Origin of the sequence: Rothia sp. CCM 9416, assembly GCF_048513535.1 — a bacterium.
Classification (GTDB): domain Bacteria; phylum Actinomycetota; class Actinomycetes; order Actinomycetales; family Micrococcaceae; genus Rothia.
On sequence record NZ_JBLXXR010000018.1, the window covers coordinates 1 to 18,471 of the forward strand.

At 55.5% G+C, this 18,471-nt stretch carries 18 protein-coding genes and 1 tRNA gene; 17 read left to right on the forward strand and 2 right to left on the reverse strand.

Translation table 11 applies throughout. The annotated features are described in order from the left end of the window. Nucleotides 1-220: 220 nt before the first annotated feature. The gene (locus ACN080_RS08015; RefSeq protein WP_419113493.1) at nt 221-556 is read right to left on the reverse strand and encodes a hypothetical protein; all 336 of its coding nucleotides are present in this window, start codon (nt 554-556) and stop codon (nt 221-223) included. 367 nt (nt 557-923) lie between these two features. Between ACN080_RS08015 and ACN080_RS08020 the strand changes: the two genes are divergently transcribed. The 8 genes from ACN080_RS08020 to ACN080_RS08055 all read left to right on the forward strand — a co-directional run bounded on the left by ACN080_RS08020 (nt 924) and on the right by ACN080_RS08055 (nt 9,541). Then, nucleotides 924-1,793: a phage holin family protein gene (locus ACN080_RS08020; RefSeq protein ID WP_419113494.1), complete on the forward strand. Its 870-nt coding sequence runs from the start codon at nt 924-926 to the stop codon at nt 1,791-1,793. A 223-nt stretch (nt 1,794-2,016) separates the two neighbouring features. Then, nucleotides 2,017-3,225, forward strand: coding sequence for a glycosyltransferase (locus ACN080_RS08025; protein ID WP_419113495.1), 1,209 nt, complete (start codon nt 2,017-2,019; stop codon nt 3,223-3,225). Between the two features lie 139 nt (nt 3,226-3,364). Then, nucleotides 3,365-3,438, forward strand: a tRNA-Ile gene (locus tag ACN080_RS08030). Between the two features lie 390 nt (nt 3,439-3,828). Beyond that, nucleotides 3,829-5,202 (forward strand): adenosylmethionine--8-amino-7-oxononanoate transaminase, encoded by a 1,374-nt coding sequence (gene bioA, locus ACN080_RS08035; RefSeq protein ID WP_419113496.1) that lies wholly within the window; start codon nt 3,829-3,831, stop codon nt 5,200-5,202. Next, entirely contained in the window at nt 5,202-6,326 is a 1,125-nt protein-coding gene (locus ACN080_RS08040; RefSeq protein WP_419113497.1) for an aminotransferase class I/II-fold pyridoxal phosphate-dependent enzyme, read from the forward strand. Before bioA ends, ACN080_RS08040 begins: the two co-directional genes overlap by 1 nt. Further along, entirely contained in the window at nt 6,323-7,522 is a 1,200-nt protein-coding gene (locus tag ACN080_RS08045; protein ID WP_419100222.1) for a cytochrome P450, read from the forward strand. The genes ACN080_RS08040 and ACN080_RS08045 overlap by 4 nt, the downstream gene beginning before the upstream one ends. Beyond that, complete coding sequence (gene bioD, locus ACN080_RS08050) at nt 7,512-8,270, forward strand: dethiobiotin synthase (protein WP_419100221.1); 759 nt, start codon at nt 7,512-7,514, stop codon at nt 8,268-8,270. The genes ACN080_RS08045 and bioD overlap by 11 nt, the downstream gene beginning before the upstream one ends. Before the next feature lie 218 nt (nt 8,271-8,488). Next, nucleotides 8,489-9,541 carry a hypothetical protein gene (locus ACN080_RS08055; RefSeq protein WP_419105370.1) on the forward strand — a complete coding sequence of 351 codons (1,053 nt, stop codon included), beginning with the start codon at nt 8,489-8,491 and terminating at the stop codon, nt 9,539-9,541. 85 nt (nt 9,542-9,626) lie between these two features. On the opposite strand, the gene ACN080_RS08060 is transcribed toward ACN080_RS08055, so the two are convergent. Further along, nucleotides 9,627-10,220, reverse strand: coding sequence for a M23 family metallopeptidase (locus ACN080_RS08060; protein ID WP_419113498.1), 594 nt, complete (start codon nt 10,218-10,220; stop codon nt 9,627-9,629). A gap of 507 nt (nt 10,221-10,727) precedes the next feature. On the opposite strand from ACN080_RS08060, the gene rpsB reads away from it, so the two are divergent. From rpsB to ACN080_RS08105, 9 genes are all read left to right on the forward strand, one after another. Beyond that, nucleotides 10,728-11,540 (forward strand): 30S ribosomal protein S2, encoded by an 813-nt coding sequence (gene rpsB, locus ACN080_RS08065; RefSeq protein WP_419100218.1) that lies wholly within the window; start codon nt 10,728-10,730, stop codon nt 11,538-11,540. 114 nt (nt 11,541-11,654) lie between these two features. Beyond that, nucleotides 11,655-12,485, forward strand: a complete 831-nt coding sequence (gene tsf, locus ACN080_RS08070) for a translation elongation factor Ts (protein WP_419100217.1) — start codon at nt 11,655-11,657, stop codon at nt 12,483-12,485. A 181-nt stretch (nt 12,486-12,666) separates the two neighbouring features. Then, the gene (gene pyrH, locus ACN080_RS08075) at nt 12,667-13,407 is read left to right on the forward strand and encodes a UMP kinase (RefSeq protein ID WP_419100216.1); all 741 of its coding nucleotides are present in this window, start codon (nt 12,667-12,669) and stop codon (nt 13,405-13,407) included. A 287-nt stretch (nt 13,408-13,694) separates the two neighbouring features. Then, nucleotides 13,695-14,252, forward strand: a complete 558-nt coding sequence (frr, locus tag ACN080_RS08080; RefSeq protein ID WP_419100215.1) for a ribosome recycling factor — start codon at nt 13,695-13,697, stop codon at nt 14,250-14,252. 6 nt (nt 14,253-14,258) lie between these two features. After that, nucleotides 14,259-15,104 carry a phosphatidate cytidylyltransferase gene (locus ACN080_RS08085; protein ID WP_419100214.1) on the forward strand — a complete coding sequence of 282 codons (846 nt, stop codon included), beginning with the start codon at nt 14,259-14,261 and terminating at the stop codon, nt 15,102-15,104. Nucleotides 15,105-15,133: 29 nt separating this feature from the next. Beyond that, nucleotides 15,134-15,775, forward strand: a complete 642-nt coding sequence (locus ACN080_RS08090) for a DivIVA domain-containing protein (RefSeq protein WP_419100213.1) — start codon at nt 15,134-15,136, stop codon at nt 15,773-15,775. Nucleotides 15,776-15,911: 136 nt separating this feature from the next. Beyond that, nucleotides 15,912-16,286, forward strand: coding sequence for a DUF485 domain-containing protein (locus ACN080_RS08095; protein ID WP_419113499.1), 375 nt, complete (start codon nt 15,912-15,914; stop codon nt 16,284-16,286). Between the two features lie 92 nt (nt 16,287-16,378). Beyond that, a complete protein-coding gene (locus ACN080_RS08100; protein WP_419100245.1) occupies nt 16,379-17,932 on the forward strand; it encodes a cation acetate symporter in 1,554 nt (517 codons plus the stop codon). A gap of 183 nt (nt 17,933-18,115) precedes the next feature. Then, entirely contained in the window at nt 18,116-18,382 is a 267-nt protein-coding gene (locus ACN080_RS08105; protein ID WP_419100211.1) for a GlsB/YeaQ/YmgE family stress response membrane protein, read from the forward strand. The last annotated feature ends 89 nt before the right edge of the window (nt 18,383-18,471 follow it).

An 18,471-nucleotide genomic window follows, 5' to 3' on the forward strand; every position in this document is an offset into this window, starting at 1 on the left:
CCTGCTCCATCTGGTTCGAGTCCAGTCGGGGGAGCAGATATCAAGAAGCCCACTCACATGAGTGGGTTTCTTTCTTTAACCAGTAACCATTGCGCAGGCTCTTGTGAGCTCGCGCGCTCGCTCCCGCCTGACGTATAAGCAAGATACCCCCTGCCCATGAAATTGAGCAAGGGGCGTCTCGACCTAGTATCTACACGCCGTTAGGGGCTACGGTCGGTATCTAGATGGTCCAGCAGGACTGACGGTAGTAGCGGTAGGCAAGCTGCCCTGCTTCAATGCCGTAATCAGCGAAAGCCTGCTCGAACTTGTAATCCAGCGCAATCCGGGTGTTATTGTTGACAGCCTCGGTCATCAAGTCATTGATTCTGTAGGCGTCATAACCCATCAGAATGGAAAGCCGCTCGTAGGTTGGGGAGTACTCACGAGTGCAAGCGATTTCCTTGCCGGCGGAGCCGTAGTTAGGGCTAACAGGTTCAGCCTGAGCTGGTTGGAGGCCTGCTACAACAAGGCCGGCAAAAGCAGGAGCCAGCAGAGCTAGCTTGAGTGAGCGTTTCATGGTCATAACCTCTTTTCTGGTTTGGGTATAACTGGCCAGTCTAGGTATGCACAAATTATCTCGAGATGCCGGCTATGGGTGCCGACTAATTTTCATCCTAAATATGCCTCTGACTAGAGTCAACGATAAAAATACTAGTGCGGACAGCGTCCCCTAAAAAGGCCAATGCACTCTTTCTATACATGTTGCCCAAAGAGGAAACAAGACCCACAACCGTCCAAAAATACAGAAAAAGTCAGTCTGCTTTTTATTTATCTAGTGAAGGCTGTAACTATCTGCCTGCAAAAGAACAAATTATCGGTAGACTAAGTGTCTGATGTATGTGCCGATCAGGTACGTGATCGTTCGCAAACAAGAGAGGTGTCTTATGACCACTCCTAACGACCTCAACGGCTCCACACGAGCCCAGGGTCTGCGCGCTGGCCTTAATAACGTTAAGGCAAGCGTCACCAATGTGGCTGATGCTGGCAAGGTGCTGACCCGCCTGGCCCCCAAGCAGCTCAAAGATGAAGTCCAAATCGCCAAACTTGAGGTTAAGGAAAAAGGCCTTGCCCTGGGCAAGGGTGCCGCTGTGGCAGTCATTGCGCTGGTCTTTGCCCTCTTCATGGCCATTGCGCTGGTCATTCTGGCCTACGTTGGCCTCACCTCCTTCCTGCCCAACTGGGCTGCGGCGCTAGTGCTGGTGGGTATCTTCCTGCTGATTGCTATCATCGCTGGCCTGGTGGGCTACAAGATGATTAAGGCGCAGCTACCTTTCAAGCCTGAGTCAGCACTCTTTGGTGTTCTCTACGACCTGGGCGTGCTTAAGCAGGGCTCAGATATGACCTCTGCCCGCCTCAAGAGTGAGCAGGCTCAGAAAGCTGAAGCTAAGCAGGCTGAAAAGCAAGCTGAGAAGGAGAAGGAGGCCAATGAGCCTCAGGCTCCAGCGGCTCCTGCCCCCACCAAGGAACAGTTGATCCAGCGCACTAAGCAGCGCCGCGAACACCTTAAGACTTTGCGCGATGACCTTGAAAACTACTCGCGTGAAGTTCAGGCCGGTGCACGCGGTCTGGTGCAGAATGCCAAGTACTCAGTAAAGAGTGCTCCGCTCACTGCCCTGGACGGCGGCAAGAAGCTAGCGGCTAATGCCACCGACCCCGAAACCTTGCAGGCCCGCTGGAAGCCTTTTGCGGCACTGGCTACTGCTGTTGGTGCAATTATGCTCTTCCTGGGTAAGCTCTTCCGTCGCAACAAGTAAGCTACTATAACTGTATCGGTCAAGTAGCAGACAAAGGTTCAGGCCCCGCTGGTGGAATATCCGCCGCGGGGCCTGAACTTTTTCTTTTAGAATCTTCGGTCAAATAGCCTCTTGGTGGCATACTCACCCTGTGCTGGCGTTGAGCTTGTGCATCTGGCCCTAAAACCCGGTAAGGTCATGGTAGGACACAATCCTTATCTAACCTGTTGAAGGGATCCAAAACATGGCTCATCAGCCCCTGACAATCCTTATCGGCGCTGATACCTACCCTCCGGATATCAATGGTGCGGCACAGTTCTCATCCCGCCTGGCTCATGCACTGGCGGAGCGCGGCCACACAGTGCACGTCATGGCACCTAAGCAGGAAAAAGGAGTGACCAGTTCGCTTACAGCCGACGGCATCACTGAGCATCGACTACGGTCACACAAGGTTGTTACCCACCCCTACATGCGCCTCAACTTCCCCTGGGAAATCTATTCGGAAGCTGACAAAATTATTGGGCAGATTCAGCCCGATGTTATCCATATTCAGTGCCACTACATTATCGGGCGTGTACTTGCACGGTTGGGTCGAAAGCGTGGGATCAGGGTTATCGCAACTAACCATGTCATGCCCGAGAACATCACACCCTTCCTTCCCTTTAACGAGCGTATTAATGCTCTCTTGGAAAAAGCCTCATGGAAGGATATGCGCCGGGTGCTTAAGCAGGCAGCGGTCGTGACTACACCCACCCAAATCGGGGCAGACGCCATGGAAAACGCCGGTAAGTTCCAGCGACCTGTCCTACCGGTATCAAACGGTATTCAAAGCTCCGACTATGAGTTGGCCCCCGGTGAAACGGTGGGGAAGAACCCCGGAGAGTTGACTATCTTCTTTGCAGGCCGCCTGGCAGTTGAGAAGAACATCGATGTGCTGATTGAAGGTTTCTCAAAACTACCCCAGACCTTGCGGGAGCACACTGTCCTTGAAGTTGCAGGTACCGGTGAAATCCTCAACCAGCTCCAGGACAAGGCTCGTACTTGTGGTGTGAGCGATCGCGTGCGCTTCTTGGGGTATGTCTCTGACGAAGAGTTAAGAGCAGGCTACCTGCGGTGCGATGTTTTCTGTCAGCCAGGCACAGCAGAGCTTCAGTCACTGGTGACTCTCGAGGCCATGAGCGCTTCTAAACCCGTGGTTCTTGCTAACGCCCTAGCCCTGCCTCACCTGGTGGAGCAAGGAAAGAACGGTTTTCTCTTCGAGCCGGGTAACACGGATGAACTGGCAGGCTGCCTTGCCCACATCTTGGAGCTACCCGAACAAGAGCGGCGGGCTATGGGGGAGTATTCGCACCAGATGGTTACCCGTCATGCGGCGGATAAAACCTGGGAAACTTTCGAGTCCCTTTACCGATCCGATGAGTTGTACCGCCAGTTCGTGGAAGGCCGAGGCTAGAATCTGCCGAGGCAATCTATTGCGCCCAAAATGCGCAAGATAGGTGGAGTACCTGCTCTACTGGCTCAATGAGTAGTTTGGTAGGCGCAGTGTTTTTAGGTATTCTTAGAGGCAGTGCCGCTTGCACAAGCTGTACTGTGGGGCCTTAGCTCAGCTGGTTAGAGCAGGGGACTCATAATCCCTTGGTCGCGGGTTCAAGCCCCGCAGGCCCTACTCACGAACCCTTTGTCTCACCTGCTGTGGGGCAAGGGGTTTCTCTTTTTCGGTGGCTTTTCATGATGGTTGTTTTTGGTTTTCTTCCTCTTGGGCTCTTATGGACTCCGCTCTTTCGCGTTGCCATTTTGGGGTCAAATAGAAGTAGTGGTAGAGAAGAAAGAGGGCGAAGAGCAGGTTGAAAATGAGGATGGCAGCAATTGCAGTAGCTAGGATTTTCAGCATCTATACCTCCTCTATGGGCATCCTTTTGTTGGCTAGCTAGCACGATCTGGTGAGAGCTTCAGCATAGAATGAGGTGTGTATCACTTATAGCGTATGACTTGGGGTAGTTCCTTTTCGCAGGTTTCTTGTTTGGAGCTTGCCCAATCAATCACCTAAAATTGAACAGTGTTCAAAAAAACATATGCTCCAGCAAAGTCGCTGATTGAACGTGATCGTGGCCTCCTCTGGCACCCCTATGCTCCCTTGGAATCACGCCCCCTATATGCCGTAACAGAAGCGCAGGGGAGTGTCATTACGCTACAAAGCGCTCAAGGAGTCACCTATTCCGCACTCGATGCGATGAGTTCCTGGTGGTGCCAGGTCCACGGCTACCGCAACCCTGCCCTTGACCGGGCGCTGGCTGAACAGGCAACCCGTTTTTCTCATGTGATGTTTGGTGGGCTGACCCATCAGCCTGCTATTGAGCTAGCTGAGCGGCTGGTTGCACTGAGCCCCGAGGGGCTCAAGCACGTCTTTCTGGCTGATTCAGGTTCCATCTCTGTGGAGGTTGCTCTCAAACTGGCTGTCCAGTACCAGAGCGCTCTGGGTAAGCCTGAGCGTCGCCGTTTTATTGCTCTGGAGGGCGGTTATCACGGCGACACCATCGGTGCCATGGGAGTCAGCGACCCCGCTGGGAGTATGCACCGCGATTTTTCCCACCTGGTTACTTCTCAGTTCTTTGTGCCCCGCCCACCTGCCGCCCGTTACCTGCCCCAGAGTGATACCTGGGAATGCGATGAGACCGAGCAAATGCAGTGGGAAGAAACAGTGAGTAGCCTGGTAGGTCGCTACGCACAAGAGTCTGCTGCCCTGATTCTTGAGCCTGTGGTTCAGGGAGCTGGCGGCATGTTCTTCTACCACCCCAGGTGCCTCAATCATCTGCGTGCCCTAGCTGATGAGCACGGTCTTCTGCTGATTTTTGACGAAATTGCGACCGGTTTTGGGCGAACGGGGCGGTTGTTTGCTGCTGAGTGGGCTGGGGTGACTCCCGATGTGATGACGGTGGGCAAGGCCTTGACCGGCGGGTATCTAACGCAGGCGGCAACTCTGGTGACTAGTCCTGTGGCCGATGTGATCAGCAATTCTGTGCATAAGGCACTGATGCACGGGCCAACCTTTATGGGCAACCCACTGGCGAGCGCGGTTTCCTGCGCTTCCCTTGACTTGCTGACGGGTACCCTGCCCGCCGCGGAGGGATACCCCAGCTCCCTGTGGTCGGATAAGGTTCCCATCATTGGTGAGCATCTGCATAAGGGCCTTGCCCCTGCCCGTGAGCTTGAGATTGTTCAGGACGTGCGTGTGCTGGGTGCTATCGGTGTGGTGGAGCTGGTGCAGGAGGTTGATATCCCTGCTGTAACCGAGTGTGCCTTAGACGCCGGCGTGTGGGTGCGCCCCTTCCGTAAGACGGTCTATACCATGCCGACCTATATTAGTAGCCCGCACGATGTGGAGCGTATTGGTTCGGGTATCTGTAGTGCCCTTGAGAGGGTGTACGGCTGATGGCAACCGGTTACCGGCGTCTTGTGGAACAGGCACAGAGGGTACGGCTGGCGCGTGGGGTGGAACGTCAGGCTGCCGTCTTGGGGCCGGTCGCCTGTGACTTGGCAACTAACGACTATCTGGGTTTGCGCTATCACCCCCGGCTGATCCAAGCGGGTCATCGGGCGCTGTCAGATTACGGAGCTTCTGCCAGTAGCTCGCGGGTGGTAAGCGGTACTCTGCCGGTGCACCGTGAACTAGAAGAGGCCTTGGCTGACCTGCTTGGGGCAGAAGCAGCCCTGGTCTTTGCAAGCGGTTACGCTGCTAACCTGGGGCTTCTGGCTGCGCTGAGCAGACCCAACACCCTGCTGGTGATGGATGAGCACGTTCATGCTTCCCTGCACGATGCCGCTCGTTTGGGGCAGGGGCAGGTGAGGTTTTTTGAACACAACAACCTGGTCCAGGCTGAGCAGATTTTAGCAGCTAGTTCTCATGCCGTGAAGCTGCTGGTGGTTGAGGGTATCTATTCGGTGTTGGGGGATAGCGCCGATCTAGTGGCCTGTTCTGAACTGGCGCTGCGCTACGATGCCTTGCTGGTGGTTGATGAGGCCCACTCAATAGGGGTACGCGGCGCTGGCCGGGGGCTGGTGGCTGAGTTCGGTCTTGCCGGGTCTGAACATATCGCGGTGACCCTCTCCTTCGGTAAGGCCCTTGCCTCCCAGGGCGGGGCAGTGCTTGCAAGTGCGGGGATTCGAGATTACCTGGTAAATAGCGCTCGCTCCTTTATCTTTGATACTGCTCTCTCCCCGGTGAACGCTGCAACAGCCTTGGAGAGTGTCCGCCTTATCCGTGAAGAGGGCCAGCCTTTAAGTGCCGAGGTGCTGGTCTGCGCACAGCTCATCAGCGGCCAGCTGGGGCTGGAACCAGCTGCTGGTGCTGTGCAGTCTCTACCTATCAGGCAGGGATCGGGGTGCGCCCGTCAGATACAGGAGCGTCTTGCTTCACGCGGTCTGGCAGTAGGCTGTTTTCGTCCACCTGCTGTGCCCGATGGCATAGCTCGTCTGAGACTGACTGCTCAGGCAGGCCTCGATTCTCAAGTCTTGCAGAGAGCACTTGACCTAGTAGGAGAGGAAGTGGCCCTTTGAGCGCGCCACTAGAGCACTCCCAGTATGAGTCCTTTGTCTGGGATATGAGTCTGCCAACCAATGGGCAAAAATTGGTCAGTAGGGCTGAACTTTCGCAGGGATACTGGCCTGTTCCGGGGGAGAACCCTTACCTGCTGGTGGATGGTTCTGAGGCTCTTCGGCAGGTTATGGGCGACACCGAAACTTTTGCCCCCGATAAGGCACTCACCGCTGTTACTCCTTTGGAGCCGGCCTCCTTACGGATCCTGCTGTCCTATGGGTTCTCTCTGCCGGAGGTCTTAGCCAGCGCAAAGGGAGAGCTTCACCGTTCGGTGCGTCAGCTGGTGGCTTCTTTTTTCACGCCCCAGAAGGTACGCGCCCAGGAGGAAGGGGTGCGGGCCCGGATGAAAGAGGCGCTCGCTGAGCGGGCACCGGGTAGGGGGCAGCTGGCGGTTTTTCACCTGCTCCCAGTGGCTCTGATGCAGGAAATCACCGGTGTACCCAGCCAGGACTACCTCGCCCAGGGACTCGATGAAGCTGAACTTGCTCGTTATTCCCTGGACTCACTCGAACTCTTCTGGGGTTGGGTAGAACCTGAACGCCAGCAGGAACTGGCCCACCGGGCAGGGCAGTTCCACCGCAAGCTTTCAGCTCTGGTTGCTGGGTGTGCTGAGCGGCCAGAAACCCTTTTCGGTGCGCTTGCCAACCAGAAGATTGAGAGCGCGCGGATTGTCTCGCTGGCCTACTTCTTAGCCATAGCAGGCCAGTACACCACCTGCCTGCTCATGAACTCAATCCTCCACGCCGGCGTCACTCAGCAGTGGGGCATTACCCTGGGGCAGTGCACCGACTTTTCTCGGGCTCAAGAGCTGGTGCGTGCGGTGCTCCAGGCGGAATCTTCTGTGCCGACCTGGCGACGGGTAGCTACCGCCGACAGTTCCATCGGAGGGTGCCCTGTCCATGCGGGGCAGGAGGTCCTGCTAGAGGTTAGCGGCCAGCAGAGTGATGACTACCGCCTGGCCTTCGGCTGGGGTGCCCACCGTTGCCTGGGTGCCCTCTTAGCCGAGTCAGAATCTACCTGGATGCTTCATGAGCTGGCTTGCTGGCTTGAGCACGAAAAGCTGAGCCTGCACCTGGCTGAGGAACCCCGCTGGCTTGATCTGCTGTCCTACCGCGCTCCGCTGGAGCTGAAATTTGAGGTGAGAAATGAGTTCTAGTGCCGTGATTTACCATATCGTCGGTACGGATACCGATGTGGGCAAGACCCTGGCAACCGCCTGCCTAGCATCTGCCCTGGAACAGGCCGGCAAACGGGTCGCTATCTACAAGCCAGCCCAAACGGGTGTTGAACCGGGCCAGCCCGGTGACGCTGATTTTGCCGCCTACCTGTCGGGGGCAAGGGCCTTTGAGGGAAGCAGAGCAAGCCGCCCTCTGGCCCCGGTAGCCGCCGCCAGGCTTGACGGTTTTACCCTACCGAGCCTGCAGAAACATGCTGAACGTATCGGCCTTCTCTCAGCCGACTATGATGCTGTTATTGTCGAAGGATCGGGCGGTGTCACTGTGGATATGGCTGAGGGGGAGCCCGGATCCACCTACAGGCCCTACAACCATGCCCACTTGATTGAGCTTCTTACCCAGGCCGGGCACAGAGCAAAAACTTTCCTGGTTGCTCGAAGCGGGCTGGGAACCCTTAATCACTGCCAGCTCACCGTTTCGTACCTGAGTCAGCTCAATCTTCCGGTGGAGGGCCTTATCATTGGCTCCTGGCCTGCCCAACCTAGCTACATCGAAGAGAGTAATGTGTGTGCCTTGACCGAGATGGGCTATCGTGTCCTTGCTCGGATACCGGCTGGGTTGGGGCGGGGCTTTAGCGCCGGTGAAAGCCATGATCTGCTGTGGCCTGATGCGGCCCTGGAAGATTTCAGGGTGACGGCTCAGCAGCTCTTCGGTGCCCTGGTTGCCTAGGTGGGCCAGATGAGTTTTGGGTGAGCGTAGGAGGTCTAGAGGTCGCTATAGCTGAAGGAAGGCTTTAGTGGCCAAATACACATAATTTTATTTGCTTAATTCTCAATATCCCTATAGGTTGTATGGAGAATACAAATAAGTATCAACATTTTTTTCGATTGCTTAATGCCAGGGCAAACTGAAATTCTTTACTGTCCCCTTAATTTTAGGAACTTTCTATGTCCCCTGACAAGCAGCTCGCTGAGAAGACCGCTGTGGTCTCGCCAGCCTCATCCCACCGTTTTTCAAGCCTAATTCGCAATGAGGCAGGAGAAAATCTTTCCTGGCCCAGCATCTTTGCCGGTGTTATCACCTTCATTGCACTTAGTGTTCTCTTTTCCCTCGTTGGCGTTGCTATCGGCTTAGGCGGGGTGGACTTCACCTCAGATAATCCCACGCAGGGTGTAGGCACTGGCCTACTGGTGTGGTCCATTTTCTCACTGATTCTTTCTCTGGCAGCAGCAGGTTTTATTTCCGGCCTGACGGCAAGCCGCGCTGGTTTAATCCACGGCTTCCTGACCTGGGCACTTGGTCTGATCGTTGCCCTGGTCATGATTTCCACCTCCGTTACTAGCGCCTTTAACACCCTCGGCAGTGTCGTTGGGTCCGTAGGATCAGGCGTTGCCAGCGCTAGTGGCTCAGCTGCTGACCTGCTCGGGGATGCCGTTGATCTTCCTAGCGGCGATGAACTGGCCGTCAAGGCATCCGGTCTGAGCGATGATGTCGTTACGGCACTCAAAAAGACCCAGATCGAAGAGCTCCAGCCTGACTACCTCAACAACCAGCTCCAGGAATCACTGACCGACCTTCAGAACGCCGGTAAGCGCGTAATCGTCGACGGCGAAGACCTGGGCACTGTTACCGACGACCTGGGTAAGAAGATTACCGACCGTGCTTCTAAAATTTCTGATGGTATCGACAAGGACGAGATCGTTGCTGAGCTTAGCCGCAACACCGATCTGACCCCCGCAGAAGCTCAGTCAGCAGCTGACAACATCGAAAAGTCCTTCAAGGAAGCCAGCACTAAAACTGAGCAGGCTCTTAATGACATCTCAGATCAGCTGGATTCTGCTGTAGAGAAGAGCGCTCAGATTGCTGAGGACGCTAGCAACCAGGCAGCTAAGTACTCCCTGTGGGCCTTTGTGGGTCTGCTCCTTGCAGCTTGCATCACCTCCTTCACCGGTCGCTTAGGCGCTCGTATGGCTAGCTCAACTGCAATGCAGAGGAACTAGACTATAGGCCTGCGGTGCTCTAGCTATTGAGCCACCTTAGCCTTACTCGAAAGCTCCGGGCCCACTGGCCCGGAGCTTTTGGCGTCTAGGCCGCGAAGTCACTCCCGATGGGTAGGAGAATACTGGGCTCCTCCAACCCCAGTAAGAGGAGCGGGTTAATGTAGCCCATGCCGTGAGCTGCAGTGGATTGAGTGCTCGTCGGCTCTCGGACGCCCCAGTGCAAACAATGGCCTTCTGGGCAGTGCTGAATAAGCGGGTCAAGGCGGGCGATAGGATCTCCGGCGGCTACAGTGGCGCCGACAGGTAGCGGGTCGGTGATCGGTTCAAAACTTGACCTGCGGCCATCGGGGTGTTCCAGTGTTATGACCTGCCGGTCCACTACGGTGCCCGAAAAGACCACCGTCCCTGCTGCCGGAGCTAGAACCTTTCCGTCAGCTTCTAAAGCTAGGTCTACCCCTCGGTGCCCGGCGCTCCACTTGGCGGCTGGCTTCTCAAAAGCCTTCACCACCGTCACTTGGCCCGCTAGCGGTGCCTGCCACACGGTGTTGCCTGCCTCCGCACAGGGACTAGAGACTATGACCCCTAAGAGGGCACACAGACAGTAGGCCAGCCACTGCCAGCCCGACCGTAAGTAGATAGTTCTGAATTCCGGCTTGCCGCGCGGTGCACAAAGACTCACGGGCTATAACCTCCCTAGAAGAAGCACCCCTTACCCCCGGTACCTGCTCCCTAGAAGTAATCCGATATCTACCACTGGAAAACTGCCACCGCAAGCCCCCAAATCCCTGTGCTTAAAGCTCAAAAATGCGGTATAGTCGTAGATTGCAGTTTGCCGTTTGTCACCCCGCCCTGAGCGGAACACAAAACGGTAAGGGGAAGCCTTTTTACATGGTGACTCCTCCGCTGAAGCCTGACGGGTTTACCTGCCCGGCATTCAACCGGATCTGACGTCGCGTAACACCCAGCAGCTCACCTGAGTTGATAAGGAACTTTCGGTCCGGCCCTCATGGGTCGGTGAAGGTCCGAGAATCAGCCGCCGCTCCAGCGGCTGAATCGGGGCGTTACCAGGGGAGCGAGGCAAGAGCCTCATAGGCTCCACATGTAAACCGATAACTACTATGCACGGTGCGCGGTTAGCCTGGAATCAGGGGCCCGCCCGGCACTTACCTCAATATAAGGAGACGACATGCCCGTCGTAACTATGCGCCAGCTTCTCGATTCAGGTGTCCACTTTGGTCACCAGACCCGTCGCTGGAACCCCAAGATGAAGCGCTTCATCTTCACCGAGCGCAACGGCATCTACATCATCGACCTGCAGCAGTCACTAGCATTCATCGACCAGGCATACGAAGCTGTTAAGGCAACCGTTGCCCACGGCGGCACCGTTCTGTTCGTTGGTACCAAGAAGCAGGCTCAGGAAGCCATCGCTGAACAGGCTACCCGCGTGAACATGCCCTACGTTAACCACCGCTGGCTCGGTGGTATGCTCACCAACTTTGCCACCGTTTCAAAGCGTATCGACCGCATGAAGGAACTTGAACAGATCGACTTCGATGATGTCGCAGGCTCACAGTTCACCAAGAAGGAACTGCTCCTTCTGCGTCGCGAACACGAGAAGCTGGAAAAGACCCTCGGTGGTATCCGCAACCTGACCAAGGCTCCTTCCCTGGTCTGGATCGTAGACACCAAGAAGGAGCACCTCGCTGTTGACGAAGCCAAGAAGCTCGGCATCCCCGTTGTAGCTATCCTGGATACCAACTGCGACCCCGATGAGGTTTCCTTCCCCATCCCCGGCAACGACGACGCTATCCGCTCCGTCAACCTGCTGACCCGCGTTATCGCCGATGCAGTTGCCGAAGGCCTGCTGGAACGCGAAAACAAGAAGGCCGGCAAGTCAGCTACCGCTTCCGAAGAGCCCATGGCTGAATGGGAACGCGAACTGCTGGAGCAGCACGAATCAGCTACCAAGGCTGAAGCTCCCGCTGAAGAAGCTAAGTAAGACAGCATCATAGAGATAACGGCACCCGCCCACATTCGGTGGGTGCCGTTCTTTCACCCCGGCCCCCGGGGACAATAGATTTATCCCAATCTGTTCAAACACCAAGGAGTTCACATGGCGAACTACACCGCAGCAGACATCAAGGCTCTGCGCGAAAAGACCGGCGCTGGCATGCTCGACGTCAAGAAGGCTCTCGACGAGGCTAACGGCGACCAGCAGAAGGCAATGGAGATCATCCGCGTTAAGGGCCTCAAAGGCGTTACCAAGCGCGAAGGCCGCGCCACCGCTGAGGGCCTGGTTGCCGCTCGCGTTGAAAACGGCGTTGGCTTCATGATCGAAGTTAACTCAGAAACCGACTTCGTTGCTAAGTCCGAGCCTTTCATCAAGTTCGGTAACGATGTTCTCGAAGCCGCTATCGCAGCAAACGCTTCTACCCTGGATGAGCTCAAGGCAGCTTCTTTCGAGGGTAAGACCGTTGAGGAGCTCACCACCGAAGCAGGCGCACTGCTTGGAGAGAAGATCGTTGTTCGTCGCGTAGCACGCGTTGAAGGTGAAAACGTAGCAGTCTACCTGCACAAGACCTCCAAGGACCTGCCCGCGCAGGTAGGCGTTCTGCTGGCTGTCTCCGGTGAGAACACTGACGAGGTCGCTCACGACGTCGCTGTTCACATTGCGGCTATGAGCCCCAAGTACCTCAACTCAGACTCCATCTCCGCTGAGGACATCGAAGCTGAGAAGCGCGTTGCCGAAGAAACCGCTCGCGGTGAAGGCAAGCCCGAGCAGATCATCCCCAAGATTGTGGAAGGTAAGCTCAAGTCCTTCTACAAGGAAAACACTCTGCTCGACCAGGACTTCGCCAAGGATTCATCCAAGTCTGTTGCTGCAGTTCTGACCGAAAACGGTGCAAGCGCAACCGCTTTCGAGCGTTTCCGCGTCGGCGCTTAAAAGCCCGCCACCGGGCGGTGCCCCAACCTAAGCCTGTAAGGGCATGTGATTGAGCACCAAAAATGCCCTGAACAAAGGGGAGCCCCCGCAAGGAGGCTCCCCTTTGCCGTATGCTAGAAGAAAAGCGTGTATCCAACCGGGTACCGCAAAAAAATTTTGACTATTTTCAGGGAGGGCCCTCATGACAGAGGCAACCAGCAAGATCCACAAGGACGACACCGGTAGGCGTCGCGTCCTGCTCAAGCTCTCTGGCGAAGTCTTTGGCGGCGGAGAAGTTGGTATTTCCACCGAGGTCGTTCGCGGAATAGCAGAGCAGATTGCATCAACTATCGGCAAGGTTGAGGTTGCGGTTGTTGTGGGAGGCGGAAACTTCTTCCGCGGTGCTGAATTGTCTGAAGCCGGCATGGACCGTTCTCGCGCTGACAACATCGGTATGCTCGGTACAGTTATGAACTCCCTGGCCCTGCAGGATTTCTTGGAGCAGGCCGGCATCGATACCCGCGTTCAGTCAGCAATTTCCATGCAGCAGGTCGCAGAAAACTACATTCCCCGTCGCGCCATCCGCCACATGCAGAAAGACCGCGTGGTCATCTTCGGTGCCGGCGCAGGCCTGCCCTATTTCTCCACCGATACCGTCTCTGCTCAGCGTGCACTAGAAATCCACGCTGACGAGGTCCTGGTCGCTAAGAACGGTGTGGATGGTATCTACACCGCCGACCCCAAGAAGGACCCCGCTGCTGAGCGTCTCTCCAAGCTCACCTATGATGAAGCTCTGCTGCGCAACATTCGGGTGATGGACCAGACCGCCTTCTCCCTCTGCAAAGATAACAAGGTCACCATGCGCGTCTTTGGGATGCAGGGCGAGGGCAATGTGGCTCGTGCCATTCTCGGCGAGCAAATCGGCACCCTGGTCACCGCATAGGTTGGCCTCGAATGATTCCGTGCGCTCTTGCAAGCTCAACCCGCTTCCGCGCACTCCATTCGGCGAGGAAATCGGCACCCTGGTCACCGCATAAGGTGGTGGCCGCATAGGGGTCAACCAACACAACCTACGGGGGCACCTGCTTGATAGCAGGTGCCCCTTGCCTTAAGCAAAACCAAAAATACCCGCCCTACAATTCGCTCCCTCTAGCTTATGCCCACTAGACTAGGAAGAGACTATATAAGCGCCCAGCCACGGAGGCTAGGCACAATCAAAGGACACACGAGATGGTTGAAGAAACCCTGCAAGAAGCTGGCGAGAAGATGGACAAGTCCGTCGAGGCCCTCAAAAACGAATTTGCCTCAATCCGCACAGGCCGGGCCAACCCCGCACTCTTCGCCAACCTAACCGCTGATTACTACGGTTCGCCCACCCCCCTCCAGCAGCTCGCATCCTTCCAGACCCCCGAAGCGCGTACTGTTCTCATTACCCCCTACGATAAGAGCGCCATGGGTGCTATCGAAAAGGCTATCCGTGACTCTGACCTCGGTGCCAACCCCGCCAATGACGGCAACGTTGTACGCGTTGTTATGCCTGAAATGACTGAGGACCGTCGTAAGGAATACATCAAGCTGGCAAACCACAAGGCCGAAGACAGCCGTGTTGCCGTTCGTAACGCCCGCCGCCAGGCCAAGACCGCCCTGGATAAGCTCGTCAAAGACGGCGAAATCGGTGAGGACGAAGGCAGCCGCGCTGAAAAGGAGCTTGACGCACTGACCAAGAAGCACACCGACCTTATCGATGCCCTGTTCAAGAGCAAGGAAGCTGAGCTGCTAGAGGTCTAAAACGGTATGACTGTTCAATCTCAAGAACAGCAGCCCCGGGCCTCAAAGGCCGGTAGGAACCTGCCCGCTGCTATCACTGTTGGCCTGGTAATGGGCGCTCTTATAGCAGTGGGCTTGTTCATTTCCCCTCTTGTTCTTGTTGTATCGTCAGCTTGCGCAGGGGCAGTAGGCACCTGGGAGGTTTCTAACGGCCTCAATCAGAAGCGGGGTATGGGCGTACCCATTATCCCCGCTGTGGGTACCGCTTTCTTCATGCCCTTTGCCGCCTACTACGGGGGAGGGCAGTGGCTTATTTTCACGGTTGTTGCCTCTATCCTTATCTTGATTGCATGGCGGCTGGTGGGGGAGCGCGACGGCATGATTATGTCGATCATGGGCTCCATCTTTGTGATGTCCTGGGTGCCCTTCATGATTTCACTTGCTCTCCTGCTCTACCGGGAAGACTCCGGGCCTGCAAAGGTCTTCATGATCTTGCTCATGGCTATTGGTAATGACACTTGGGGGTATATCGCAGGTGTCAAATGGGGTAAAACCCCTATGGCTCCCAAAATTTCGCCCAAGAAGACCTGGGAGGGCTTTGCCGGCTCCATGATTGGGTCAATGGTTGTTGGGGTTCTCTGCACTTTCTTGATTGATGAACCCTGGTGGTATGGGCTCATTGTTGCTTTCTTTTTGGTCATAGCCTCAACTGCAGGCGATCTAGGCGAGTCGATGGTCAAACGCGAAATTGGTATCAAGGACATGTCGAATATCCTGCCGGGGCACGGTGGGGTCATGGACAGGCTCGATTCGATTGTTTTTGCCATTGCTATCGGGTATGTCATTTTCTCGGTGCTGGGCGTCCTCTTCTAATAGCATTTGCTCGACAGATATAGGGAGTTATGACAGTGAAACATCGTGCACAGAGCGCTGCCCCGCAGGCGGATTCCAAACCCGCTGCAAAAAAAGCGTCGAACAGTGCTTTTACTCTGGTCGGACCCAAAGAAAATGGCTACCGCACTGCTAGCGTGGACGCTTTCTTCACTCGGCTTGCCGATGACTATGAGCTCATGCTGACCGGTGCCCAACTGAGCAAAGATGTGAATACCTCTCGGACCATTCGCGGGGCTGTCTTTGAAGCAGAACCCGGTGGATACTTGCCCGCGGAGGTGGACCGTGCGCTGGACCGGGTCGAAGACCGATTCTCTGAGTTGGAGCGTCGTCTCTACATCCAGAAGTACGGGCAGACTACATGGAACGATGCGATTGCGGAGTTGCGCCTGCTTCTGCTGGGGCGGTTACGCAGGCCCGATGGCGAGCGGTTCCGCCGGCCCTCCAAGCGACTGACTAAGGGCTATTTTGTCAAAGATGTTGATGCTTTGTGCCACCAGCTGATGGAGCATCTCAAAGGCCAGCATCAACTTTTACCGGACGATATTCGTGCGGTTTCTTTCACAGCCGCTACCGGCGAACTCAGCTATGAAGAAACGCAGGTTGATGCTTTTTTGGACCGTTGCATTGAGTATCTGCAGGACACTCTATAGAAAGATCAGCTACTAAGCTGCCATAAGGCGGGCGACCCGAAAACATTTCGGTGAGCCCGCCTTTTTTTGACCCGCCTACTTGTGTGTAACCCACATTACATACTAATGTGTTCTCAGTTACACAAAGGAGGTAGTGATGGCCCACTCATCACCAGAATCTGGCCAGCCCCTTGTCGATGCCGAACACGTCGACTTTAGGGCGGCTCAGAGCAGTGACAGCTTCAAGGAGCTACGCAAAACACACCGGTCGTTTGTTTTCCCTATGACCGTGGCCTTTTTGGTCTGGTATCTGCTCTATGTCATCTTGGCGGTCTACGCACCCGGTTTTATGGCAACCAAGCTGGCTGGAAACATCAACGTAGGCATTGTCTTTGGCCTCTGTCAGTTCGTGACGACTTTTGGAATTACCGCTTTGTACATCGTCTTTGCCAACACAAAACTAGACCCTCGCTCTAGCCGCCTAAGCAAGGATATTGAATCCGGCGATTACGCCCATACCAAGGCATCGTAAGGGGAATATAACAAATGACTTCTTCACTAACTGGCGTCGTGCAGGCCGCCGATGCAGCGAGCACCCAGGTGGTTGGAACTCCCTGGATTAATATGGTTGTCTTTGGCAGCTTCGTACTGATTACTATGGTGGTGGTTCTGAGAGCTTCTAAGAACAATAAGACTGCCGCCGACTACTACGCTGGAGGACGTTCCTTTAGCGGCACCCAAAACGGCCTAGCTATCGCCGGTGACTACCTTTCAGCAGCCTCCTTTCTGGGTATTGTTGGTGCTATCGCTATCCAGGGCTATGACGGCTTTCTATACTCCATCGGGTTTCTGGTTGCTTGGCTGGTAGCCCTCCTGTTGGTAGCTGAGCCCTTGCGCAATACCGGCAAGTTCACCATGGCCGATGTTCTTTCCTTCCGTCTGCGTCAGCGCCCGGTCCGTATCGCGGCCTGCATCTCGACTCTCGCTGTTACCCTCTTCTATCTGCTGGCTCAGATGGCCGGCGCCGGCGCTCTAGTGTCTCTTCTGATGGGTATTAGCTCCAAGGCCGGTCAGTCACTGGTTATCGTCGTTGTGGGTGTCCTGATGATTGTGTACGTTCTCATCGGTGGCATGAAGGGTACGACCTGGGTTCAGATCATTAAAGCTGTCCTCTTGATTAGCGGCGTTGCTGTCATGACCGTCTGGATCCTGGGTATCTACAAGTTCAACCTCTCTGATCTGCTCGGTGGTGCTGTTGAGGCCTCCGGTAACCCTAAGATGCTTGAACCGGGCCTCAAATACGGTAAGAGCGATTTGACCAAGCTGGACTTCATTTCACTTTCGCTGGCCCTGGTCTTCGGCGCTGCTGGCCTGCCCCACGTGCTCATGCGCTTCTACACCGTCCCCACGGCTAAAGAGGCCCGTAAATCAGTGGTCTGGGCTATCTCCCTGATCGGCCTGTTCTACCTCTTTACCCTGGTGCTGGGCTTTGGTGCTGCTGCACTCGTTGGTTCTGAGGCAATTAAGGCAGCTCCTGGTGGCGTGAATTCAGCGGCTCCGCTCATGGCCTACGAGTTAGGTGGCTCCTTGCTGATGGGAGTTATCGCGGCGGTAGCTTTTGCTACCATTCTCGCGGTGGTCGCTGGTCTAGCTATTACAGCCTCGGCCTCCTTCGCCCACGACATCTACACCAACGTTATATGTAAGGGGCAGTCTGATCCTGCCAAAGAAATCAGAGTGGCTAAGACGACTGTGGTGGTTATTGGCTTGCTGGCCATTGCCGGTGGTATTGGGGCCCAGGGGCAGAATGTTGCCTTCCTGGTGGCGCTTGCTTTCGCAGTGGCTGCCTCTGCTAACCTGCCGACCATCGTCTATTCCCTCTACTGGAAAGGCTTCAAGACTCGTGGCGCTCTGTGGTCCATGTATGGGGGTCTTGGGCTCTCCGTAGTTCTGATTATCTTCTCCCCGGTCATGTCCGGTGCTGAGACTTCAATGATTCCTACCGCCGACTTTGCCTGGTTCCCTCTGGCTAACCCCGGTCTTGTCGCAATTCCTGCGGCCTTCCTGCTGGGTTTCCTGGGGTCGCTGGGTGGTGAGAAAGAAGATGTTGCAACCCAGGCTGAGATGGAAGTTCGCTCTCTCACCGGTGTAGGTGCCGAAGGTGCTATTGACCACTAGCCTAACCTGCTTGATTTAGGCTGAAAGTCCCGTTGGCTTACCGCTGACGGGACTTTTCTGCTGGGATAGTTGTAAATAACACTATCACCCTACTTATTTTTATCTTGATATTTGATATAGAATAGGTAATGCTTATCCTTGCGGCTGATCATAGTCGCTAAGCAAAATATAGAAGTAGGTAACATGATTCTTTCCATCATTAGCTGGATTGTCCTCGGTCTGATCGCTGGCGCAATTGCCAAGCTCATCATGCCCGGTAAGCAAGGTGGCGGTTTTGTCGTCACCACCGCCCTCGGTATCGTGGGCGCTATGCTGGGTGGCTTCCTGGGTAGCTTCCTGCCCTTCCTTTCCGATGGTGTCAATGGCTTCAGCCTCGGCTCTGTCTTTACAGCAGTCGTTGGCGCGCTGATCGTACTCTTCATCTACCAGAAGGTAGTAGTTAAGAAGTAGCACACTTGAGAGGGCGGTAGCCCCTGAAGCAGAACCCGGTGGTTTTCCGACGACGGATACCACCGGGTTCTTTGTGCTTGAAGCCTACC